The following is a 24,064-nucleotide window of genomic DNA, read 5'->3' as shown; positions in this document are numbered from 1 at the left end:
ATTCCTATAACCGGCTCTATATTCATAAGCTTTTCACGGATTTGCGGCGAATTAATTCCGTATTAATAAACGTCTTCTTTTGAAGATTTTCTTTCCCATTAATGAGCGATAAAATGGCCTCAACGCCTGCCATGCTAATTTTTTCAATGGGTCTTTTTACCGTTGTTAAAGATGGATTTGTATACTTTGCAGATTCAATATCATCAAAGCCAATCACAGAAATGTCATGAGGTACGCTTAAGTTTCGCTCAAAAACAGCATTAAGTGCTCCAATCGCCATATCATCATTTGAGCAAAAAACAGCTGTTGGCCGGTTTGGTAAATCAAGTAGCTTACACATCGCTTCATATCCACTTTGCATATCATAATTTCCTTGCACAATATATTCCTGGCGAATTGTGATTCCATTGTCGATTAACGATTGTAAGAAGCCGTCCCTTCTCTGCTGCGTTGATTTGAATCCTTGAATTCCCTCAATAATAGCTAGATCTTTATGACCTGAAGAAACGAAGTATTCTCCAGCTTCATAAGCACCTTCTTTATCATTAGACAAGATATTCATAACAGCATCATCGTCCACTTGTCTATTGAGTACAACAAGCGGAATTTGCTTTTCGATAATATTGTAAATAAACATATTATCACGATCACTTTGACTCATTAGAATAATCCCGTCAAAGCGCTTATTGTTTATATAAGAAAAATCGTCATAGTCATCAATTCCTCGCACAAACAAGTTGTACTGAACATCAATAATTCTGTTCACTCCTCGAATTGTATCAACGAGAAAGCTTGGTGATGTTCCTGTTCCCATACTTGTAAAAAACAAACCAATTGTATGGGATTTTTGCATCACTAAATTTTTGGCGTGATAATCTGGAATATAGTTAAGCTGATTTGCGATATCTAAAATTTTCTTTTTTGTTTTTTCTTTTATAAGCGGGCTATTGTTCAAAGCCCTTGAAACTGTCGTATGTGATACATTAGCTAGCTTTGCAATATCCTTAATTGTAACACTCATTTCATTTACCTACCTTTAGTGAGTTACCCTGTATTTTCAGTATAAGAATATCACAAAAACTCTCGAATAATAAGCAGATATTGGCTAAAGATGAGGATTTTCTAAGTTCGAGCTTGAAGATCTTTTACCATCTCTTCGTGCTTTTCATCCGTCAATTTATAAAGCAAGCCAATTACAAGCATTGCAATCCCCAAAGCAACAGCAGGATAGAGAAGCAACAGACTTTTTATCCCTAAAAGCGTGTTTGATGCTTGTGTAACATTTGGAATGTATCCAATAATACCAAGTCCAACTCCTGAGAGAAAGCCTGACAGAGATTGAGCGAGCTTTCTCGAAAAGTTAAAGAGAGCGTATGTTGTTCCTTCTTTCCTTTCTCCTGTTTTCCATTCTCCATAATCAATAATGTCTGAAACAAGCGCCCATGTAATCCCGTTTGGAATGCTAATACCGATAAAGGCAATGCTAGCTAAAACAGTGAACAACACAACATTTGACGGCATAAAAAAGTTTGCTGTATCTGCTATGATACTTATGCCGAGTCCAATCATCGCCGTTTTTTTCTTACCAAAGCGCCTTACAAGCTTCGGAAGCATGATAACTCCTAGAAAAGAGGAACCAATAATAATAAAATTCATATAAGCCATAAGCTGAACATTTCCAAGATTATATTGAGCAAAATAGATAAGCATTGCTGATTTAATGTTGTAGGCAGATATCGTAAAAACCGTCATAAGCACAAGTGTTAAAAGTGGTTTATTTGAAGCAAAGGTTCTGATGATAGACATGAACGAAAGTTTTTCCTTTGGACCTTCTTTTACAACAATGCGTTCTTGGCAGTTACGATAGCATATATAGAACCCTAACACGCCAACAAGAGACATTATCCCCATTACAACGGGGTAGCCAATCCTTTCGCTCGGAAACAATAGAATAAGAGGAACAACAGCAATGCTTGTCATAAAAAGTGCTCCAAGAGAACCTGTTTGTCTAAAAGCAGCAAGAGACGTTCGATCAGCAGCGTTTTGTGTCATTGCCGCCCCAAGCGAACCATAAGGGATATTAACAAAGGAATAGCCAATTCCCCAAATCATATAGGAAGCATAGGCATAAACGAGCTTTCCTGTTGAGGAAAGATTCGGTGAAATAAAGGTCAAGACAGTTAAAATGGCTAAAATAATGCTTCCAAATAGAAGATATGGTCGAAACTTCCCTTTTTCACCAATATTTCTTCGATAATCAATAGAAGAGCCTACAATTGGATCACAAATAGCGGCAAAAAGTTTGCTAACAAGAAAAATCCCTCCAGCAGCAGCGGCTGGGATTCCTGCTACATCTGTAAAAAACTTGAGTAAGTATAGCTGTCCTAAGTCAAACATAAACCCATTTCCAAAGTCTCCCATACCATAGGAGACTTTTTCTTTTATGCTAAGTCCTTCTACTTTGACCTCTACTTTTCCTTCTGTTTTTACAACGCTCAATCGCGAACTCCCCTTCTTTTACAATCTCCTCTCTTAGCTAAGATTGTTGAACTGTATAAGCTGGAAAATTAAAATAGCCTTTAGCATTGTTATAGCAAATCCCTTTTATAATGCGTTCTAACAGTTCTTCATCAAATGGTACTTCCCCTTGCTCAACCCATGTACCAACAAGGTCACAAACAAGTCTTCTAAAATATTCATGCCTTGTATAAGATAAAAAGCTTCTTGAATCTGTAAGCATGCCGATAAACTGACTGAAAAGCCCCATATTTGATAGCGTTTTCATTTGATCTAACATACCTTCTCTCTGGTCGTTAAACCACCATGCTGTTCCGAACTGCATTTTCCCTGGTACTCCTCCTCCTTGAAAGCTTCCTATTACTGTTGCGATAACAGGATTGTCTTTTGGATTTAGAGAATATACAACGGTTTTTGGCAAACTTCCTTCTCTCTCTAGCTGATTGAAAAGACTAACAAGCGGCTTTGCTATTTCTCCGTCGTCCATTGCATCGTATCCAGTATCAGGTCCAAGACTTTCAAAACCTTTTGTGCTGTTATTTCGAAGAGCATGGATATGAAATTGCATAACCCAATCAAGTTCTTTATATAATTCCCCTAAGAAAATAAGCGTATATGTCTTGTATTTTCGCTCTTCTTCCTCTGTAATACTTTGTCCTTGCAGCATTACTTTCTCAAAAATGCGTCCTGCTTCTTCTTTTGTTACCACTTCATATACAACGCGGTCAAGAGCGTGGTCAGAGACTCTTCCTCCAACAGAATGGAAAAAGCGCACGCGGCTTTCAAGTGCTTCTAGAAAACGATCATAGTTGTCAATTGATATATTAGCAGCTTCTTCGAGGGATTTAACCCAATTACTAAACCCCTGCCGATTGATTTCAAGTCCTTTATCAGGTCTGAAACTCGGTAGTACAGCTGTGTCAAAGTTTTTAAGTTCTTTTATTTTAAGGTGATACTCCAATGAATCTACAGGATCATCCGTTGTACAAACAACTTCAACTTTTGAAGCCGTAATAAAGTCCCTTGCTCTTAGTGACCCACCTGCTAACTTTTCGTTTGTTTTCTCCCAAATATGATCTGCTGTGCGTTCATTCAGAAGTTCATCAATATTAAAGAAGCGCTGCAATTCAAGATGTGTCCAATGAAAAAGTGGATTTCCAATTGTCATTGGGACTGTTTTAGCCCAGGCGATAAATTTTTCATAGTCGCTTTTGTTTCCTGTAATATAATCCTCCTCAATTCCGTTTGCTCTCATCAATCTCCACTTATAATGATCACCATCTAACCAAATGTCTGTTATATTACGAAACTGCTTATTTTCATAAATCTCTTTTGGACTTAAATGGCAATGGTAGTCAATAATCGGCATATCTTTTGCGTATTCATGATATAGCTTTACTGCTGTGCTGTTTGTAAGTAAGAAATCTTCACTCATAAATCCCTTCATCTTTTAGATATCCTCCTTTTTTGTTAACGTTAACATTTTGTGATAAACAATATTTATTTCATCAACAAATTATTAGATTAACATTTTATCAATATCTATCTCTTAAAATGTTATCGTTAACATTTTATTTTATTGTAGTCTGAATTCTACACATTTGCAACATATTTCCTTAAATTCTCTTTAAGTTCAAAAGCCCTTCTAAGGAGAGAAAGGCTTTTGAATCAATTTTGGACCTTCTATCGTTTTTAACAAGAAACTTTCTTTACTGCAATATTCCATCAGCGAGAAACTTCCAAACTTTGTTTCTACAGAAATATCAACTCGGCTTTGTAGATCACCCAAATCAGCTAACAACTTTCTCGCTTTTTTTGTATCTATCGCATCTTCTTTATATAAAATAACGTCAACATCACTTGTCTCTTTTACAGTTTCTACTCCTGTAGCTAACTCAAAACCAACGCTTCCTCCAAGTCCCCATCGTTCTTCAGTTTGTAAAATCTCCCTCACTCGCTTTAGCGTCTGAAAGGCTTTTAAATGTCGTCTTTCCTTTGATGGAAAACTCTCTTGTAACTGAATGGGTGAAATTACCTCACTAATATCACGCTTACTTATATAAAAGCCAAATCGTTCACTTCGTTTTTTTTCCCGGACACCAACAGGGATATATTCTCCCCTAAAAGGCGCTCTTCGTACAACAACATAAGGAGAAGCTTGAAGAGAATTCTGTGCCCACTGTGGTAACTCGTGCTCTTCTGTTAAAAATCCATTCCTTAATGAAGAAAGTTTAATTAAATCATGAGGTTTTAATTCCACTGTTTTTTCATTCTTTCTCTTACCTCAATAGAGGCTTTTCGTCCGCCTAAAAGAGCTTCCTTTGTTTCCAAGCGAATGGAAAGGGAACGATCATTTCGGTTTTGAACATCGTGAATACTAGTTATAAGCGCGTCTTTAACAATATGAATATCTTCTTCTGAAGGATCCTCTCCATTGATATTTGTTATAAGCTGTGAAAGAGCACCAAGCGTTTTGTAAGAATGAATATCATAAGCCATAGCGGGAACCTTCTTTGTTGCTTCTTCAAGCTCTCTAATCGTTCTTTTCGTAATACGTGCTGCTGACTTTTTCGACATCGCTTGTACATTAATTTTATCATCATCTAATGAAAGTAACGCATTAGCTTGAAGACCTAGCGCTAAAAAAGCACCTGAAATAGCGTTTCCTGGAATAAATCCAATCACTGGATGACCGTAAAGTCGTGCTTTTGCTAACATATTTACAGAAGCAGCAAGAGCTACATTAATACCAAGCACTTCTTCTTTATAACCATAAGCTTGTGATGGAACATCAATAACAGCGATAATGGCTCGCTTTTTCTCATTCTTCTCATCTCTTTTAATAAACTCTTGCACCGTTTGCGCAATTTTCCATCCTTCATATAAACCTACTTCACCGTGACGAGCTCGCTTGAATCGGCTACAAGAATCAGGAACTACCGCTATATAGTTTTCATTTTCATCACTATGTGAAAGAACGGTAGAAGCCCATCCAGAAGGACTTTGAACACTTGTTAGTGCTTCAAACCACTTTCTTCCTCGACTTTGATCTTCTTTTTGATTACTCCCTTTCACTCTCTCTTTAGGAAGTTCCTCTACCTCTTGTTCCTTTAAATGATGATATAGTTTCTCATAATCTTTCGGGGTAAAGGTATCTTGTGAAAATGCTTTATTAATTAATGTTAAATAGAAGTTAATTTCCTCTGTCCGATTTTTAACAGGATGTTCTTTCATCGCTTTTTTGATGATTGAAAGAATTTCATCAATATCGTCTTCAACAAGTGCATCTACAAGACCTGTTTTGACTCTTTGTGTTCCGCCGATCATTTCCCAAATCATTTTTTTATCGCTTGAATCAAGTTCTCTTACCCCTGCTTCTTGTTCAATAACTTCAGGTCCATTCAAACCATAGCGTCCACTCGGTGTCATCATAACGTGAGAAAAAAGAGCTGCTGTAATAGACATCCCGCCGAATCCCCCGACTTTTCCTGGGATGATTCCAATTGTTGGAACATATTCATTTAAAGCAACAATGGCTCCTTGAATTTCTGCAATTGACAGAAGTCCATAGTTTGCTTCCTGCAGCCGAACACCTCCTGTATCAAATACAACGACAGGTACGATTTTCTTTCCTTCCCTGTTGTCTTTTAAAGCAAGCTCAAGTGCACCAGCAATTTTAGCTCCCGAGACTTCCCCAATACCGCCTCCTTGAAACGATCCTTCTATTGAAATAACAACGACTCTTTTTCCATCAATTTCACCTTTTATAACGATAACTCCATCATCATTTTGAGGAACGATTCCTTGTGGCTCAAGATGCGGAGACTTCATCCCTTCAAAAGGATCTAAAAGTTCTATCCCTGTCCCACTGTCTAAAATAGCTTTTGCCCGTTCACGTCCGTTTAATTCGATGAAGCTTTCTTTAAATTTACTCATGTTCACTCACCTCTAATACCTGAGCTAAACGCAGTCCTACAACACCAGGAGTTGCTCCAAAGTCGTTTATTGTGAATATTCCTGTTACCTCATTTTTTATAAAAAAGCGCTCAAGCACAGCTTCCCACACTTCTTTAAACCCTTCACTTCCAGTTTTAATTGTCACGATTGCTTTTGTCTCTTCCGTTGGCTCAACAAGTATTTCTAGATCACCTGATGCAACAACCCCAATATGCGCACGTTTGGTTATTTTTCGCTTTCCTTCATAAACGTAACGAAGTGTTTCCATCCGAATTCCCTCCAATTCCTCTCTTCTCTAATTCATATAAAAAGAGACCTGCCGCTAGTAAATCTGCACTTCCACCAGGAGACACAAAAAGCGCTTCAACAAGGCTATTTAATTTTAGAAGACTTTGAAACCCTTCTCTTGTTCCAACTCCGCCATTTCGAAGAACGGCACGTGCTCCTTCTTTTACTTTTTCTGAAGCAAGAGTTCCTCCCCTATGAAGAATGCACGTATCATCTAAATGTGCCATCACAGCCATTAAGGCATTTAAACGACTATGATTTATATTTTTTGTTTCTCTAAGCATTGGTAAAACAAACTTTATAATATGAGGGAAACCAGCTTTAGCTTCTCCTACAGCTCCATTTACTCCGTACTTTTTCTTTGCTCTTATTCCATTTGTTAACCTTTTCATCATAAAAGTATCCTCAAAACGAGCAATTTCACCTGCTCTTTTCGCAATTTCCTCTGACGTGCTGTTTCCTTGTGAAGAAACACTTCCAATCAATAAACCAAGAGACCAAATTGCTCCTTTATGAGTGTTTATTCCATTTGTTACAGCAAACATTTTTTCTTCTGCTTTTCTTCCTATTTCCCCTAATGTCTCTCGCAACGATTGGGAGGGTTGTTTATCTTTAGCAGCTTGTGCCATTTCCACAAAAAAAGGATATAGGGAACGAGCAGAAGCTTTCATCATAGAGAGTGTCAAATCATGATGAGAGCCGTTGTTTTCTTCATCAACTAGTCCTGGCTTAGGTGTTAAACAAACTTCATCCACTAGCGCATTTACAGCTAACGTACTTAAATATTCACTCGTATTAAAAACGGCTATTTTCTCCATATCATCACCAGTTCTTAAATTTTTCAGGTGGATCGTAAAGCCCGTCTGACCACTGAACCAATTCACGTACATTTTTAGCTGCAAGCAGGGAACGCTTAGCTTCTGTTCGTTTCACTTTTAAATCTTCCGGTAATGCGACAAGTCCTTTATCTCGCAGCTTTCTCATTTCTTTTGGACTTTGTTCGCGTCCAAGCTTTGTTACTCCAGCAATTGCCGAAAGAGCCTGTCTTCTTTCCTCAAGTCCTTCAGCTTTATAAAGATACGCAACTCCTTCTTCTGTTACAACATGTGTAACATCATCTCCGTAGATCATCACAGGAGTTGTTGCTAGATCTGCTTCATCACGTACTTTAATAGCATCTAATGATTCCACAAAAACAGGGGAGTTTCCTTGTCCATATGTTTCAAACATTTGCACAACAAGCTTTTTCCCTCTTTCCATACTTGAGTTTGTTGTAATCATATCTAACCAAGCTGGAGTTGAATGCCTGCGCCCATGTGGATTATGCCCCATGTTTGGTGCACCTCCGAATCCTGATAAGCGTCCTGAAGTGACTGTAGAAGAGTTTCCGTAATAATCCATTTGCAGTGTAGAACCAACAAACATATCTACTGCATATTGCCCTGCAACTTGGCAAAGAGCTCGGTTCGAACGCATTTTTCCATCTTTCCCCGTAAAGAAAACGTCAGGACGTGCTGCTGTATACCTCTCCATTCCAACTTCTCCGCCGAAGCTATGAATGCTTTCAACCCAGCCGCTCTCAATAGCGGGAATGAGTGTTGGATGCGGATTGAGCGTCCAATGTTTCGCAATTTTTCCTTTTAACCCCAAAGACTCTCCATACGTTGGTAAAAGAAGCTCAATTGCTGCTGTATTAAATCCAATCCCATGATTTAAGCTTTGTACATTATGCTTTTCGTAAATACCGCGAATGGCCATCATCCCCATTAAAATCTGTAGTTCAGTTATACCAGAAGGATCTCGTGTAAATAAGGCCTCGAGCTGATATGGTTCTGGAGACTGAACAACAAAATCTACCCAATCAGAAGGAATATCAACGCGTGGAAGCTCTTCTACAATTTCATTTACTTGAACAATAACAATTCCATCTTTAAAAGCAGCTGCTTCAATAATTGTTGGCGTTTCTTCTGTATTGCTTCCTGTATACAAATTCCCTTTTTCATCTGCTTTCTCAGCTGCTACAAGAGCAACTTTTGGAATTAAATCAACAAACAAACGTCCGTAAAGTTCTAAGTATGTGTGAATTTCCCCCATTTTCAACACGCCATCTTCAATCATTTGCGCAACGCGTAAACTCTGTGGGCCAGCATAGGAAAAATCAATTTTACTGCCAATTCCTTTTTCAAAAAGAGTTAAATGATCAGGCCTTGAAATACTTGACATAATCATGTGAAGATCATGAATTTTTTTAGGATCCACACTATTTAAAGCTTCTGAAAGAAAAGATGCTTGCTTTTGATTATCACCTTCAAGCACTACTCTATCACCACTTGAAATAAGACACTCAAGGGCTTCTTTCATATTTTTAGTGTCAATAATTTTACCTTTTACAAGATGTTGTACAGACTCTAGCTTTTTTCTTTTCTCATCTCGTTTTGTCGTCCATGAACGATTCTTCATCATACTCACCTCTTGTTATTTACTTTTGTATTTCTTTACTAAAAACAGGACATCATCTAATGAAAAGGATGAAAGAGGAAAAAAATGGCCTTCTGGGTATTTACGTTTGATAAGATCTACTAGAACATGACCAGGAGCCATTTCAACAAATAGTTTTACACCAAGTTCCTTCATTATGGTGGAACAGTTATGCCATAAAACAGGATGAGAAACGTTAAAAGCTAAGTCTTCCTTGACAGCTGAGCCTGTTTGAAGTGGACGAGCCCTTTTATTTCCGATGAAAGGAACAGCAGGATCTGAAATTGTACATTTTTCAAGTTCCCCAAAAAGTGTTTTCCCCACGTCGTTCATAAGAGGACAGTGTGAAGGAACTGTCATGTTTAAAAACTTTGCCTTGGAGGCTCCTTGCTTTCTTGCTTTTTCTAACACAACTTCTATACCTATCCGCTTTCCTGAAACAGTATACTGATCTTCTGCATTTTCATTAGCTATATAAACAGGTGTTGTTTCACTATGAACAGATGCTACAATGTGAACTAACTTTTCCTTGTTCACCCCAACAATAACGCCCATTCCATAGTCTTCTCCACCAACATTATCCATTAATTCAGCACGTTTTTTCACAATGTGAAGTCCATCTTCAAAAGATAGGACTTTTGCTGCTACAGCTGCAGCGAAACTTCCTATTGAATGCCCTGCAACAACGTGTGGATAAATTTTTTCCTCCTCAAGGTGAGCTTCTAAAACAACGCCTTTTATAAACAAGCTAAGCTGAGTACCAACAGATGTGTTAATATGCTCTTTATCATCAAGCAAAAGAGGATCATGACCCAACCGATTTTGAGCTCTCTCCAAAAGTGAGGAAGTAAGAGTTGTTTGAGGGAGATCATCAAGCATCCCTTCATACTGTGTTCCTTGTCCAGGAAAAAGAAAAGCTATTTTGTTCACTGTTCCCCTCACCTCCTTAATGTGATTTTCTAAAGAAAAGAACGCTCAAATTGTATGCAATCCATTCTATTTATTATGTAATATCTTATTTTTAGTGTATTCTTCTCTTTTCTTTATGTAAAATATGGATTCGTTTATAATAGATATAACCCTGTGGTTATAAGTAAGAAAGGAGAAACCTTTTCATGGATTTATTACAGCTTCGCTATTTTCAAACAGTAGCTAAATATGAACATATGACAAAAGCAGCAAAATCTTTATATATTTCACAGCCTTCCTTAAGCAAAACGATTCGCACGCTCGAAAAAGAACTTGGTGTTGATCTGTTTTTGCGCAAAGGAAAAAGCATTAAGTTAAGTACAGCTGGAAAAGTGTACTTAGAACATGTGGAAAAAGCCCTTTATTCTTTAGAACAGGGGAAGAAAGCGCTACAAGGGTTACAGCCACATGTCTTTGGAACATTACATTTCTCTATGCTTGTTGGTTCTCCTATTCTTCCTGAACTTCTTCAAAAGTTTAGCGAAATTCATCCTAAAGTGGAATTTCATATTAGCCAAAATATTGATGGTAGGGAAGTGCCGAACTCATTTGATATTTGTCTCTCTTCTTCTCTTATTAATCTAAAAAATGTAGAAAGTACTCGTCTGTTTACAGAACGAATTATGTTAGGCGTACCCAAAAGTCATCACCTTGCTCAAAAAGAGACGGTTTCACTAAAGGAAATAAAAAATGAGCGCTTTATTTTACTAAACGAAAATAAAAATTTACGCAAAACAGCTCAGTCCATTTGTGAACTTGCTGGCTTCTCGCCTACCATCTCTTACGAAAGCGACAATCCGTCAACAGTAAGAGATCTTATTAACGCAGGACTTGGCGTCTCGTTTATTCCGTCTATTACATGGCATAAAGTATTGAATTCAAGCGTCGTGTTATTACCAATAGAAGAGGCTTTTTCAGAACGAAATATTTACCTTTCGCTTCCAAAGGAAAAGCAGCATTCTAACGTTTCTTTATCCTTCCAAACTTTCTTAATTGATTTTTTTTCCAAATTTACATCTTCAAAAGACTTTAAAGATACATAGAAACTATATCTCTATTGTGGCAATAAGTTATCAATCGTAAAAAAAGCTCTTCCTCTAAAAGGAAAAGCTTTTTTGTCTATTTGTTAATGATGTGAATGGTGATTATCTTCTTTCTCTTTTTCTGGTTCTAATGATTTTGCTTCCTCTTCTGAAAGCTCTCCAACAATCATCTGTTTTGTTGGCATAATATGAAGGTCCTTTGTTCGAACATCTGCTTTGACGTAGTAGATTCCATCTTCACTAAATGTGTTTACTACTTCATACGTTCCTTTCGCTGTTCTTTTTCCTTCTATCACTTTTTTATTCTCTTCATTTCCTTTCTTCCATATTTCAATGTTCATGCTCTCTAACTTTTCTACTTTCTTATCTTCCTTTGTTACTTCTACTTTCAAGTCTACTTCCTCATTCGGATTTACAGTTTTAGGAATCACAATAACTGCCTTCATCTTTTCTGACTGTCGATACAATTTAGCCGCATCAGAATCAACACTACAAGCTGAGAGCAAAAGTATAATAACAAAGCTCGAAAAGAGATAAAAAATTTTTTTCATCATTTACACCTCTGAATTTCTTATCTTTTGTCTACCTAAGCGTTTAGAAATCTTTTTAATTGTGGTACTCTCTTGACCACGAAGAAATCAAATAGAAGTACAACAATAATAGAAACGCCCACAAGCGGAAACAAAATTCCCATTATAATAATGATGAAAGATAAAGTTTTCATTTGTTTTGGATTTTCAGCTACTTTTGGAGCCCCGAGCTTGCTTTTTGGCTTACGTTTCAACCACAGATAAAAGCCGCTTAATACAACGCCTGCAATCCCTAAACAAACAAGAAGTCCTATAAGCTGGTTCATAAGACCAAACTGTGTTCCTTTATGAATTGTGATACCAAAAGCAATCATTTTGCCTAACGGTTTATAGCTATCATATCGATAATCAGCAAGTACTGCTCCTGTGTATTGATCAATATGCATTGTCACCTCATCCTGTGCTTTAGGTGGAAATAGTGAAAGCGTATATACACCATCATCTGTTTGCGGAAATATGATGTTGTATCCTTTTGTAACATTTTGCTCATCAGCTACTTTTACTACATCATCAATTGAAAGAGGCAAAAGGTCTTTGGATGTTGAAAGAGGAACCTTCATTGTCTCAGCTGCCCAAGGCACATCTACAATTTCTTTTGTTTGCACATCAGATTTCGGTGCGTCACCAACCCAAACAGAAGGCGGATATCCAAGTCCTGCATTTGTTGTAATCTGCTGAAACGTATTCCCCCACAAACCAGACCATGGAAGACCTGTAAAAATAAGAAACAGGAAGCCTGCTGAAATCCAAAAGGCAGGTACTGCATGCAAATCTCTCGTAAGAACTTTTTTCCCTTTCAAAAAACGCGGCAGTACAACACCCCAAAACTTTGTTTTTCTACGTGGCCACCATAAATAAATACCTGTTACAACGAGAACAATGCCCCAGCATGCAGCAAGTTCAACAATGCGATCTCCTATCGTTCCTACCATAAGCTCTCCATGGAATTTTTCGATATTATCCATAAGGCGGTCTTTATCGTTTAATTGGCCAATAATTTCTCCATTATGTGGATTCACAAAAATAGTATACGTTCCATCTCCTATATGAACGCCTACTTCTGATGAACGATTAGGTGAATCACTTGGGCGATATTTATATACATGAGCATCTACGTATTTCGATGTTACAGCTTCAATTTGTTTTGAAGGTGAAATGCTCCCCCCTTCATCTTCTACTTCATATAAATCTTGATACAAAACATTTTCAATCTGAGGTTTAAATAAATAAATTCCTCCTGTTATTGCTAATATAAGAAGAAAAGGAGTAAAAATTAATCCCGCATAAAAGTGCCATCTCCAAATTGTCTTGTAAAGGGAGGAAGATGAAGTTTTTACTGAGGGACGTTTATCTCGGTTTGAAGCTTTATCTTCTGATGTCATTTTGTATTCACCTTCTTATTAAAAAAATAGGTATTATTGTATAAAAGAACTAAATTTTTCGACCAATGTTTCCTTATTAAGATTAGGTGACTACTAACTATTAAACAAGAGGGTGAATGAAGAAAGATGTGAAAAAACATTGAACAAAAAAACAGCTAAACCGTTAATGGTTTAGCTGTTTTGAGGAGCAAAAAGAGATTTGTCTTCGACTTTGTGGGTCACAAAAGTCAAAATCAAACCAAATAAAATCATTCCTGAGGCAATTAACGTAATAAGTGTAAAACTTGCTCCGACATTTAAAAAGACTGTGCTTAGAGTTGCACCAATTGAATTAGCTAAATTAAAAATAGAAGCGGCAATCGTCCCTGAAAGTGATGGAGCTTCCTTTCCAGCTAAAATAATCTTAGCATTTAAAATTGGTGTTGTACCAAAGGTTCCAGCACCAAATAAAAAGCACATGATAAAGGCTATAAATTTAAATGGAATAAGGAAAGTAAATAAAGCAAGAACGGCTGCTAACCCAATAAGAACCACCATTAGTCTTTCTGTTAAAAGATGTGGGGGAATTTTTCCAGATGCAAAAGTGCCAATAACAGCACCAACCCCAAAAACAAAAAGACCAATTGTAATATTTGTTACATTAAAACCTGCGATTTGCGTAAGCATTGGTTCTGTAAATGTATATGCTGTAAAAACACCTGAAAAGCCGAAAACAATAATAGCAAGCACAAGTAATACATTCCGATTTTTAAATATTTTTAGCTCTGAACGCAAGTTTGGGGTAACACCAACCTTTTGATTTGGAACAACAAGGATAAGACCAATAAGCGAAACAAAGCCTAACAAAGCTACAAACCAGAACACATAGCGCCAGTCAAAAATCCCGCCAAGATAAGATCCAAATGGAACGCCCAACATAATAGCAATTGTTAGTCCACCTTGTACAGCAGCAATTGCACGCGTACCTTTCTCAGGGGTTGAAAGCGTAAAAGCAATGCTCATACATAACCCAAAGAAAGGAGCATGCATCACAGCAGACAACAAACGCGATAAGACAAGCACCTGAAAGTTTGGTGCCGTAGCTGCGATAATATTACTTATAATAAACAAGCCCATTAAACCAAGAAGAAGAGGCTTTGATGGCAATCTGATTGTTGCAATTCGCAAGAGAGGACCGAATATTGCAACGCTTATTGCATAAACACTTAAAAGAAGTCCAGTTGTGGAAACATTCACATGTAAATCCTCAGCAAATTGAGTTAAAAGACCTGTTACAACATATTCAGTCATTCCAATAGCGAATGTTGAAATCATAAATACAGTTAAAATAATATTTCGAGAAGCAGAGAATCTGCTCATATTCTTCTCTCTCCTTTCAATCTATATTTTCATACAAGTGACTAGGATATAAGATTTTCGCTTAAAAGTCTATAGAAATGCGCTCATTATAAAAAAATCTTTACAAACCTTCTCCACATTTTTACGTACCCTTGTGAATTGTAGAAAAAACAGTTTATAAATGACCGGAGGATGATTTCTAACTATACTACATAAAGAAGCTCGAAATTTAACGTCACAAATACAATAAAAAAAGACGCTGCTTTTGCGCCTTTTTACGTTAATTTTCTATACGAACTAGAATGCGTTGCAAGATGAACACGATTTCGTCCATTTCTTTTTGCCACAAACAAAGCCTCATCTGCTTCTCGAATCATATCTTTCAAGGTTGAATATGAGAAATGATACGTGTCATCAAAGCAGGAAACGCCAAAGCTTGATGTAACATTGATTTTTGTTCCTTGGACAATAACCGTTTTTCGCTCTATTTTTTGGCGAACTTGATCCCCCCATTCATACGCTTCAACAAAGGAAACATCAGGAATATAAATAATAAATTCTTCCCCTCCGTATCTTCCTATAAACCCCCTATTTATTAAAGCATCTTTTGCAATTTTAGAAATACACGTTAATACAGCATCACCTGCTTCATGACCAAATGTGTCATTTACACTCTTAAACCGGTCACATCAAACATGATAATACAGGTTCGCCCACCATGTTGCTGAAATTTTAGAAACTGCGCTTGTGCTTTCTGCATAAAAAACGTACGATTTAAAACTCTTGTTAACCCATCAATGCTTGCAAGATGTTGAAGTTTCTTTTGTAGAACCACTCGTTCCGTGATGTTACTGAACGTTACAATAAATCCAACTTGAAATCCTTGCTGATTTTGAATAGTAGAAAATTGAACGTGAAAATATTCTTCTTTATTTTCTTGTATCACTTTATAGTCACAGTCTTTTCTTTCATGATGCACAAAAGGTCTACGTTATCTCTCACAATTTGCCGGACACTCGTTCCAACAGAGCATTTGCTAAGAGCGGGTATAATAGACGTCATCTTTTGGTTATAATCTACAATATGAGTTTGTTGATTTAACACAATAACTCCTTCTTCCAAACTCTCAAAAACCCGATCTCTCGCAATTGGCGCAACATTAAACATTTGAAACATAAAAAGAGCTATACCGTGAAAAAGAAACGAAATACTCATTGAGATTGGTCCAAGATCAATCCCATAGGAGCTAATTCTGTTCAAGTAACAATAATTTGCTACCATGGGAACAAGCAAGCCAAAAGCCATAAGAAGAAGCTGTATTTTAAAACGAAGTTGTGCTTTTTTTATTTCTATCAGCAGCACAATTGCTCCTGTTACAATACACGCAAACATAAAAAATGAATGAAGATAAAAAAGGGTCCGTGTTCTAGGTTTGCCACTGGAAACGGCGCATCCGCACTTAAAGAAACAGTCGTATAGTAAAGATGATGAAGGTCATTCGTGCTGTGCATAAAGATTGTCACAAGTGGAATAGTGAATAAAACATAACGAAGCCATACGCTAATCTTCTTTCCTATGTATTCAAAACACATGAGTAAAATAAAGGGAGGAATAAAAGGCAACGCTAAATATTCCATCCCTACCCAAAACTTTATTTGAACCAATGAAGTGCTTTTAAGCTCAAAAACGTAAGAAAAAGTGAAAAAGGTGGACAAAAGTATCACAAGTGTATAGGAGGTAGCACCAGGTGCATCTTTTATCTTAAAATAAGAGTAACAACAAAGAAAAAAGCTTAACAAACCTGCAGCTGCTACAATAGTAATATACATCCATAATTCTTCCACGATCCGTTCCCTTTCAATAGTTAAAAAGAACTGTTTTTTGTTTCATCATATAGCAAATCTATACTTATTGACTAGTTTTTAATTTATTGTCTTATTTTATTTCTTCTAGCTCATCTTCTGTTACCCATTTGTGATTTTTCAGTTCTTCCCCTGATGTTTTTGACGTATAGCTTACCATATAAACTGTCGTTTCCTTAGCTGACACAATTGTTGCCTCTGCCCCCTTCATTCCTTTCATGTGGTTCGCTTTAAGAATAACTTTATCTCCTTTTTCCGTCGTTTCGTTTTCTGCATTTTTTATCTCCTCTTGAATTACCCATTTATGATTTTTGACCGTCTTTCCTCCTGTTGTTGGCTTATATGAGACAACATAAGCTACTGTGTTATAGGCTCCTTCAACTGTTGCTTGTGCTCCTTTCATTCCTTCCATATGATCTGATATAATAATAGCTTCACTTCCAACTTTAAAATGAGGATGTTTTGCCTTTTGTAAATCTGCAGGAACTTTCTCGGTTCCGCTGTGCTCTTCTTTATGCTGATGTTCATCCTGCATTGTTGTTTCTTCTCTAGCCTTTGAATCACTTTTCTCACTACACCCGACAAGACTTATACTAGCTGCTAAACCTATCAAACCAAGCTTTTTATACATCGTCACCACTCCTTTCTATATTCCCTTTCACAATATACCCTACATAGGTATAAAACAAGCTATAATATGCCCATTTTCTTTTAAAATGGAGCCGATTGTAAAAATTTCCAACTCATCATTTTAAAAAATAAGAGACGAAATTTAGAGAGGCGAATGTCCTTTTTCTTTCAAAAAAAAGCTGAAAATTTTTCTCTTTACAAATTCAATTTTTAGCAGTATATTACCTATGAAAACATTATATTGAAATTCCATTTCACCTTATATCGCTTAATCTGTAAGGAGTGGGGGACCCAATTTTTTGTGCTTTGTCACTAGGGGTGAATCCTTTTAAAAAGGTAGGGCTACTCTAAAGGCCCGAATCCGACAGCTAACCTCATCAGCGTTTATAGAGAAGGTTTGCTTTATGCTGCTTAATATGAGCGCTAAGGAAAACCTTAGGGCTCTTTTTTGCGCTCTTTTTTAAGCCTAGTAAACACTTCCTTCATGAAATGGCAAAATCTTAGGAGGAAAAATGATGAACTATTCAGCTCTTAAAAAGTGGTTAATTGGAAAGCCCTTAAAATCAAATGAGCTTGGAGAGCAAAAGTTGAGTAAACTAAAAGCACTTGCTATTCTCTCGTCTGATGCACTATCTTCTGTTGCATACGGTCCTGAACAAATTTTAATTGTCCTTGCAACAGTTGGGGTTGTCGCATATTGGTATTCTATTCCGATTGCTATTGGAGTCCTTGTTTTACTAATGGCGCTTATTCTCTCTTACCGTCAAATTATTTATTCTTATCCTGAAGGCGGCGGAGCTTACGTTGTATCAAAAAAGAACTTAGGAGAAAAGTCTGGACTTATTGCAGGTGGTTCACTTTTAGTTGATTATATTTTAACCGTTTCAGTAAGTATTGCAGCTGGAACAGACGCCCTTACATCGGCTTTTCCTGCCATTCACGATTATAAAGTACTTATCGCTTGTATACTCGTTATTGTTATTACCCTTTTAAATTTACGAGGTGTGACAGAATCAGCGTCTGTGCTTGCTTATCCTGTGTACCTCTTTGTAATTGCTCTTTTAATCTTAATTGCAGTTGGTCTTTGGAAAGTTGCAACAGGGCAAATCCCCCCTGTTACACATACAGCAATGGGTACAGCTGTTCCTGGAATTAGCTTATTTCTTCTATTACGAGCTTTTTCATCAGGATGCTCAGCTCTTACAGGAGTTGAAGCTATCTCAAATGCGGTAACAAACTTTAAAAATCCTGCTGCTCAAAACGCAGTCAGAACGCTTAGCACAATGGGAGTCATTTTGGCGATCCTTTTTTCAGGAATTATTTTTTTAGGATATTGGTATAGCATTTCTCCAAAAGGAAATGAAACAGTTGTCTCCCAAATCGCTGCTGAAGTTTTAGGAAGAAACGGATTATACTATTTCGTTCAGGGAACGACAGCCTTGATTCTAATTCTTGCAGCAAATACAGGATTCTCAGCCTTTCCTCTTCTAGCTGTTAATCTTGCAACAGACAAATATATCCCACGAATGTTCACTATTCGTGGAGACCGATTAGGATATTCAAATGGAATTGTGACTCTTGGTGCTGCTTCTATTTTGCTTATTGTCATTTTCAATGGCCAAACAGAAAAACTTATTCCGCTCTATGCTGTTGGTGTATTTATCCCTTTTACACTTTCACAAACAGGGATGATTGCAAAGTGGCTGAAAGAAAAGCCTAAAGGATGGCAAGGAAAAATGATTATTAACCTAGTCGGCGCTCTTATTACATTTATCGTACTCATTATTTTCTTTACAACAAAGTTCACTCAAGTGTGGGCAGTACTCATTTTCTTACCAGTTATGGTTCTGGCTTTTCATCGTATTAAACGTCATTATGAAGCAGTTGGCGAACAGCTTCGCATTTCAGATGACGATCAAACCACATTTGCTTTGTCAGGAAATGTAGTGATCATTCCTGTAGCAGGAATGACAAAAGCTGTAGAACGTTCATTAAGTTATGCAAATCTTATCGGAGATACCATTATTGCTGTTCACGTTGCTTTTGACCGTGAAAGTGAAAAAGCACTTGAAGAAAAATGGAAGAGAGTACATCCAGACATTCGACTTGTTACGTTTTATTCTCAATATAGAAGCCTTGTACGTCCGCTTCTGCGGTTCATCGACATTGTGCAAGAAAAATCAAAAGATAGCAATATGGCAGTAACAGTCCTCATTCCACAGTTTATTACAAGCAAAAGCTGGCACAATATGCTTCACAATCAGTCCAGTTTATTATTGAAAGCACATTTGCTTTATCGAAAAAACGTTATTGTAACAACTCTTCCATTCAAATTTAAGAAATAACTAAAAAAGGAAAGCGTATTTTTCATCATAAATACGCTTTCCTTTTTGCTTACTTCTGATATTATGACTTTCGCCGCATAAATTTCCAGTAATTGAAAAAGATAAAAAGAAGCTTATTATATAAAAGGAGGGTATTTATGAAGTTTCTCTACCCCGTTTTTATCCTTCTCTTTTCTTTATTAAATAGAAGAAATCTTTTTTGGTATGAAGGTACTATTTTTCCTTTTTTCCCGTTTAAGCAGGTTAATCCCGAGAATCTCAGCTCCTATAAACCGCTCTCTTTTTCTAAACAAAACAGATTATCAGAAAGAGCTTGAAAATGGAGAGAATTTTTTGGAGTATTGCTTTCCCAGGGTTTGGTCAATTTTTAAACGGAAAATATATAAAAGGAATTACATTTATCATTTTAGAACTAGTCATTAATGTAAGAGCAAATTTTAATGAAGCAATTTACTATAGCTTTCTAGGAAAAATTGAGAAAGCTTCTGAAACAGCTGAGATAGGATGGCTCATGTTTTATCCTTGTATCTATTTTTTTGCAATGTGGGATGCCTTTAAAGATAACGGCGGTGGGAAACATCCGTTAACGTTCCTTCCCTTTGCCTTCTGCGCTTACTCTGTAACAGTTGGCCTTATGTATTATTCAAAAATTGAAATTGCCCACCATAATTTAGGACCTGTGTTTCTCCCTATGCTCTTTGTTATTCCAGGAATTTTAATAGGTCTGTTACTCAAAATACTGCTGTCTTTTTTGCTAAACGTAAAAAAAGAGCAGAACTAATTCTGCTCTTTTTGTTACATTTGAGTTGGTCTGCTAGTTCCCGTTTCAACAGGTTTAAGCTCTGGAGAAGCTTGTTTTTCTGGAGGGTTGTCCACATTTCCGCTCATTGTTTTGTTCTCGGACGCTTGAGGATATGCTTCAGCAGCTTGTGAACCTGCTTTTGCTACTTTTGAACCTACCTCTTTAATATCTTCTTTAGAATCTTTGACTGTTGAAACTGCATCTGAAGAAATGTCTTTCACTTCTTCTACTTTGCTAAATACGTCTTCATTAAATTTAGCATATAAGTCTTGTGCATCACTAATAGCATCTTTTAGAGTTGTTGAAGCCGTCTTAAAACGGTCAATCATTTGATTTTTTGTTTCTTGAGGATTTTCTTTTACATTCACTAACATTTCTTTTGAAGAAGCAGTCATTCCTGACGCTGCTTTTTTCACTTTGCTTCGCGTTGTGGAATCAAAAAGAGTAAGAGCTCCGCCAACAATTCCCCCGATAATGATTCCTTTTAAAAGCTTACTATTTGCTTCTTGATCCGTATATTCTTTATACATTTGTTTGTTCATCCTTTTTCTCCTCCTCTTTTTATCGCTTAACTTACTATACCTCTTCCCCCTTCTTACTAAGAGTAAACCAAAAAAGCATTTCATCACGAAATGCTCTCTATTTAGCTGCGATCCGCTCGTATATATCTCTTAGCGTTTCACACCCAGATTTCTGAACTTTTTCAACATATGTGCACCACAGCTTTGCCGTAAGCTTTGCGTCTCCAAGTGCATGATGGCGATTTTCTACAGCAATATTATTATCAAGGCACCACTCTTCAAGCGGCTTATTATCATCTTTTTCATCAGCAATTCGATACAAAAAAGAAGTATCGATAATTCGGTGTTTTAACGGTGCACGAAATAGCTTCCAGCTTGCATGTTGCAAAAAATTCTTTTCATGATTTGCATGATGAGCAACAATTGGCATATCTCCTGCAAAAGAAAAGAAGTCAATGAGCACATGTGATAAAGAAGGAGCATTTTTGACCATTTCTTCATTAATTCCCGTTATCTCTTTGACCTCTTTTTTTAAGGTTCCTTCATATTGAACAAGCGAATAAAATGATTTCGCTTCTATCATTTCTCCCTTTTCTACTTTCACAGCTCCAATAGAAAGAATCTCATCCCCTTTGTCAGGAAAAAAACCGGTTGTCTCTAAATCCAACACAACAACGTCAAGTTCGCAAAGAGGCACATTCAACGATCTTTCTACATCAAGTTCTCGTTGAAGCTGACGCAAATAAGCTATTTGCTGAGAACTCATCCCTTGAGCTCCGCCAAAAATACTTGCGTTTAGCTTACCATGCATCTCCCTCATAAAATGAATAAACGGCTCAAACCCCATTATCTAACATCCTTTTTTGATAATCTTTTGTACATATTCATGCAGTTTTCTCCCATTCTTCAAAATGTGCTTTACTTCTTTTTTTTCATCTTTACTCAACTTTTTAATATTTAAGTAATGTACTTCATCATACGTCGTAGATGCTTTAAAAAGCGAGACTCTATAGCTTAACAGTCGTTCAAAATTCTCATAGTACGGTTTCAGCTCTTTATAGCCAGGAAGCAAGCAAAGTTCAGAGAGCCTTCCTAGAGTTGACGTTGCATGAATTCCCTCCTTAATTGATAAAAGACGAACGCTGTTTACATATGGCATAAAAGCAGCGTTTTTAATATGAATAGAGTCTTTGTGTGCACCGTTGTCCTCAACAAATATTTGCCCAAATGGACCAACTGCCTTTTTCACATGCATCATATTATCTAAAAAACGCCTCAATAATGTGTGATGTTCCTTTTTAAAATCATGCACTTTGTTTTTTAATGTTGTGATGTACTTCTCTTCTCCAACAAGGGAGCGAGCATCATAGAAAATTTGCAAATAGCGCATACTCTCCCAACTTTGCGAATCCATCCATTCTAGAAGCTGTTCCTCCCACTCCTCTAACGACTTTCTCCATACTTTATTTGAGCTCATTACATTCCCTTCGCAATAAGGATATCCAACTTCGTTTAACCCAAATGAAAGTTCTTCTCCAAGAGATTTAAAATATGTTTCATACTCTTTGCTTTTCGTCTCATATACAAGTCCATGATCTTGATCACTCGCAACACCTTGTTCACGCCTTCCAGCACTTCCGACTACAAACCATGCAAAAGAACATGGTGGTTCACCACTTTGATTTTTTATCGTTTGAAAAGCTTTGTTAAATACCTTTCTCATCAGCTCATCGTGAAATTGATTCAACTTCTTGTTATCTGTCAAATAAGCTTGAATGTGTTGAGACCGCCATTCTTTTAGTTCTGTGTACTGAGCTTCATTTTGCACTGTGCCACTTCCTTTTCTTATACTAAAAGGGAACACTTTCTATTGAAATGAAATAAAATCCTCCAATTTCTTTTATGGAGGATTTTATTTCATTTATTGCAAAGTTTTCTCTTTCTTTATGAACTAAGCTTATTGCTTTCTTTTTGAGTTGTAAAGGCTTCAGGATATCCATAGCTCCCATGCTCGCTCATATCTAATCCCAGAATTTCTTCCTCTTCTGTTACGCGAAGTCCTCCCATTACTTTTTTAACAATAGCTAAAATAATGAAAGAAACAACAAAAGCATAAAGAGCAGAAACCGCTACACCTGTGAATTGAACGCCAAGTTGGTCAAATCCACCGCCGTAGAACAAACCTGGTTTTCCAACTGTAGCAAGTTCAGGCGTTGCGAAAAATCCCGTTGATAATGTTCCCCACACCCCTGCTACACCGTGAACAGATAAAGCAAAAATCGGATCATCAATACGTCTTCTTTCAAAGAAGCGTGCACTATAAAATACAATAAGTCCACCAATGAAACCAATCACAACAGCTGCCCACGTATCAACAAATGCACAAGAAGCCGTAATTGCAACAAGTCCTGCCAATGCTCCGTTTAAAATGGTTGGAACATCTGATTTTCCAAGCACAAGCCATGAGATAAGAAATGCAGCAACAGCTCCAGCTGCAGCAGCAAGGTTTGTATTAAGAGCAACAAATCCGAAAAAGCCATCTGCTACAGAAACTGTACTTCCAGCATTAAAACCGAACCAACCTACCCATAAAATGAGCACGCCTAGAGCCGTAAACACTTGGTTATGACCATAAATGTTGTTCGCTGAACCGTCTTTATTATATTTGCCAATACGAGGTTTTAAAAGAATCGTTGCTGCTAGCGCAGCCATAGCCCCTGTTAAATGCACAACCGTTGAGCCAGCAAAGTCTTGCTTACCGTGCTCAGCTAACCAACCTCCGCCCCAAATCCAATGTGCAACAACCGGATAGATAAGTGCCGCAAATAAAATAGAGAAGATAAAATAAACTGACATTTTTGCTCGCTCCGCAAACCCACCTAGCGCGATAGTTAACGAGATGCCGGCAAAAGCTAATTGAAAGACAAAAAATACAGCCGTTGAAAGTCCTTGCCCTTCAATTTCATAACCAGAATAGAAAAAATGAGATAAACCAACAAGAAAGTTTGCATTATCTCCAAAGATAAAAGCAAATCCAACTGCCCAAAAGACAAGGGAAGAAATGCCGAATGTAAAAATTGTTTTTCCAGCAATATGGCCAGCGTTTTTCATTCGCGTTGATCCTGCTTCAAGAAGAATGAATCCACCTATCATAAAAATAACTAAAATTGCTCCAAGCATAACCCAAACGCTGTTCATCAAAAATTCCATATCCATATGATTGCCCCCTTTTTTCATCATAAATCTCTTTATTTACATTAGGTGTTACTTTTCCTTACATTTAATGATTTAATTTTATTTTATAGCATTAGAAAGAAAAGTCAACACCATTTTTTAAATTTT

At 37.0% G+C, this 24,064-nt stretch carries 21 protein-coding genes, 2 pseudogenes and 1 riboswitch; of the genes and pseudogenes, 3 read left to right on the top strand and 20 right to left on the bottom strand.

The features are described 5' to 3' along the window. Positions 1–22: 22 nt before the first annotated feature. From BM012_RS05775 to BM012_RS05735, 9 genes are all read right to left on the bottom strand, one after another. Positions 23–1,021: a LacI family DNA-binding transcriptional regulator gene (locus BM012_RS05775; protein WP_061803625.1), complete on the bottom strand. Its 999-nt coding sequence runs from the start codon at positions 1,019–1,021 to the stop codon at positions 23–25. Between the two features lie 101 nt (positions 1,022–1,122). After that, the gene (locus tag BM012_RS05770) at positions 1,123–2,499 is read right to left on the bottom strand and encodes a glycoside-pentoside-hexuronide (GPH):cation symporter (RefSeq protein WP_061803624.1); all 1,377 of its coding nucleotides are present in this window, start codon (positions 2,497–2,499) and stop codon (positions 1,123–1,125) included. 37 nt (positions 2,500–2,536) lie between these two features. Next, on the bottom strand, positions 2,537–3,964 hold the full coding sequence (gene uxaC, locus BM012_RS05765) for a glucuronate isomerase (RefSeq protein WP_061803623.1): 1,428 nt from the start codon (positions 3,962–3,964) through the stop codon (positions 2,537–2,539). 198 nt (positions 3,965–4,162) lie between these two features. After that, complete coding sequence (locus BM012_RS05760) at positions 4,163–4,777, bottom strand: malonate decarboxylase holo-ACP synthase (RefSeq protein ID WP_061803622.1); 615 nt, start codon at positions 4,775–4,777, stop codon at positions 4,163–4,165. Beyond that, positions 4,768–6,453, bottom strand: a complete 1,686-nt coding sequence (gene mdcD / locus BM012_RS05755; RefSeq protein ID WP_061803621.1) for a biotin-independent malonate decarboxylase subunit beta — start codon at positions 6,451–6,453, stop codon at positions 4,768–4,770. The genes BM012_RS05760 and mdcD overlap by 10 nt, the downstream gene beginning before the upstream one ends. Continuing rightward, a complete protein-coding gene (locus BM012_RS05750; protein ID WP_061803620.1) occupies positions 6,446–6,742 on the bottom strand; it encodes a malonate decarboxylase subunit delta in 297 nt (98 codons plus the stop codon). The genes mdcD and BM012_RS05750 overlap by 8 nt, the downstream gene beginning before the upstream one ends. After that, positions 6,717–7,580, bottom strand: coding sequence for a triphosphoribosyl-dephospho-CoA synthase (locus tag BM012_RS05745; protein WP_061803619.1), 864 nt, complete (start codon positions 7,578–7,580; stop codon positions 6,717–6,719). The genes BM012_RS05750 and BM012_RS05745 overlap by 26 nt, the downstream gene beginning before the upstream one ends. Positions 7,581–7,584: 4 nt before the next feature. Continuing rightward, positions 7,585–9,222, bottom strand: coding sequence for a malonate decarboxylase subunit alpha (gene mdcA, locus BM012_RS05740; protein ID WP_372439909.1), 1,638 nt, complete (start codon positions 9,220–9,222; stop codon positions 7,585–7,587). A 15-nt stretch (positions 9,223–9,237) separates the two neighbouring features. Beyond that, positions 9,238–10,170: an ACP S-malonyltransferase gene (locus BM012_RS05735; RefSeq protein WP_061803617.1), complete on the bottom strand. Its 933-nt coding sequence runs from the start codon at positions 10,168–10,170 to the stop codon at positions 9,238–9,240. A 185-nt stretch (positions 10,171–10,355) separates the two neighbouring features. Here BM012_RS05735 and BM012_RS05730 point away from each other — a divergent pair, with 185 nt between their 5' ends. Then, a complete protein-coding gene (locus tag BM012_RS05730; protein WP_061803616.1) occupies positions 10,356–11,252 on the top strand; it encodes a LysR family transcriptional regulator in 897 nt (298 codons plus the stop codon). Positions 11,253–11,335: 83 nt separating this feature from the next. Here BM012_RS05730 and BM012_RS05725 read toward each other — a convergent pair whose 3' ends face one another. The 7 genes and pseudogenes from BM012_RS05725 to BM012_RS05690 all read right to left on the bottom strand — a co-directional run bounded on the left by BM012_RS05725 (position 11,336) and on the right by BM012_RS05690 (position 17,055). Beyond that, positions 11,336–11,803 carry a FixH family protein gene (locus BM012_RS05725; RefSeq protein WP_061803615.1) on the bottom strand — a complete coding sequence of 156 codons (468 nt, stop codon included), beginning with the start codon at positions 11,801–11,803 and terminating at the stop codon, positions 11,336–11,338. A gap of 35 nt (positions 11,804–11,838) precedes the next feature. Then, positions 11,839–13,224, bottom strand: a complete 1,386-nt coding sequence (locus BM012_RS05720; protein WP_061803614.1) for a PepSY-associated TM helix domain-containing protein — start codon at positions 13,222–13,224, stop codon at positions 11,839–11,841. A 171-nt stretch (positions 13,225–13,395) separates the two neighbouring features. Then, a complete protein-coding gene (locus BM012_RS05715; protein WP_061803613.1) occupies positions 13,396–14,583 on the bottom strand; it encodes an MFS transporter in 1,188 nt (395 codons plus the stop codon). A 254-nt stretch (positions 14,584–14,837) separates the two neighbouring features. Next, positions 14,838–15,188, bottom strand: a pseudogene (locus BM012_RS27210) (GGDEF domain-containing protein); the annotation flags it as partial. 41 nt (positions 15,189–15,229) lie between these two features. After that, positions 15,230–15,508 carry a GGDEF domain-containing protein gene (locus tag BM012_RS05705; protein WP_061803612.1) on the bottom strand — a complete coding sequence of 93 codons (279 nt, stop codon included), beginning with the start codon at positions 15,506–15,508 and terminating at the stop codon, positions 15,230–15,232. Continuing rightward, positions 15,505–16,391 (bottom strand): annotated as a pseudogene (locus BM012_RS26730) (histidine kinase N-terminal 7TM domain-containing protein). Before BM012_RS26730 ends, BM012_RS05705 begins: the two are co-directional and overlap by 4 nt. Before the next feature lie 106 nt (positions 16,392–16,497). Continuing rightward, complete coding sequence (locus tag BM012_RS05690; RefSeq protein WP_061803609.1) at positions 16,498–17,055, bottom strand: YdhK family protein; 558 nt, start codon at positions 17,053–17,055, stop codon at positions 16,498–16,500. A 254-nt stretch (positions 17,056–17,309) separates the two neighbouring features. Continuing rightward, positions 17,310–17,453: riboswitch (cyclic di-AMP (ydaO/yuaA leader) on the top strand. A gap of 116 nt (positions 17,454–17,569) precedes the next feature. Here BM012_RS05690 and BM012_RS05685 point away from each other — a divergent pair. Further along, the gene (locus BM012_RS05685) at positions 17,570–19,399 is read left to right on the top strand and encodes an APC family permease (RefSeq protein WP_061803608.1); all 1,830 of its coding nucleotides are present in this window, start codon (positions 17,570–17,572) and stop codon (positions 19,397–19,399) included. A gap of 319 nt (positions 19,400–19,718) precedes the next feature. Next, a complete protein-coding gene (locus tag BM012_RS05675) occupies positions 19,719–20,180 on the top strand; it encodes a hypothetical protein (RefSeq protein WP_061803606.1) in 462 nt (153 codons plus the stop codon). Between the two features lie 14 nt (positions 20,181–20,194). On the opposite strand, the gene BM012_RS05670 is transcribed toward BM012_RS05675, so the two are convergent. The 4 genes from BM012_RS05670 to BM012_RS05655 form a co-directional block, all read right to left on the bottom strand. After that, positions 20,195–20,743, bottom strand: a complete 549-nt coding sequence (locus BM012_RS05670) for a hypothetical protein (RefSeq protein ID WP_061803605.1) — start codon at positions 20,741–20,743, stop codon at positions 20,195–20,197. Between the two features lie 97 nt (positions 20,744–20,840). Beyond that, positions 20,841–21,569 (bottom strand): exonuclease domain-containing protein, encoded by a 729-nt coding sequence (locus tag BM012_RS05665; RefSeq protein WP_061803604.1) that lies wholly within the window; start codon positions 21,567–21,569, stop codon positions 20,841–20,843. Between the two features lie 3 nt (positions 21,570–21,572). After that, the gene (locus tag BM012_RS05660) at positions 21,573–22,550 is read right to left on the bottom strand and encodes a DUF294 nucleotidyltransferase-like domain-containing protein (protein ID WP_061803603.1); all 978 of its coding nucleotides are present in this window, start codon (positions 22,548–22,550) and stop codon (positions 21,573–21,575) included. Between the two features lie 116 nt (positions 22,551–22,666). Further along, a complete protein-coding gene (locus BM012_RS05655) occupies positions 22,667–23,938 on the bottom strand; it encodes an ammonium transporter (RefSeq protein ID WP_061803602.1) in 1,272 nt (423 codons plus the stop codon). Between the last annotated feature and the right edge of the window lie 126 nt (positions 23,939–24,064).

Origin of the sequence: Priestia endophytica DSM 13796 (assembly GCF_900115845.1) — a bacterium.
Taxonomy (GTDB): Bacteria; Bacillota; Bacilli; order Bacillales; family Bacillaceae_H; genus Bacillus_I; species Bacillus_I endophytica.
Note: the sequence above shows the minus strand (reverse complement) of the source record. Positions and strands in the feature narration are given on the sequence as shown.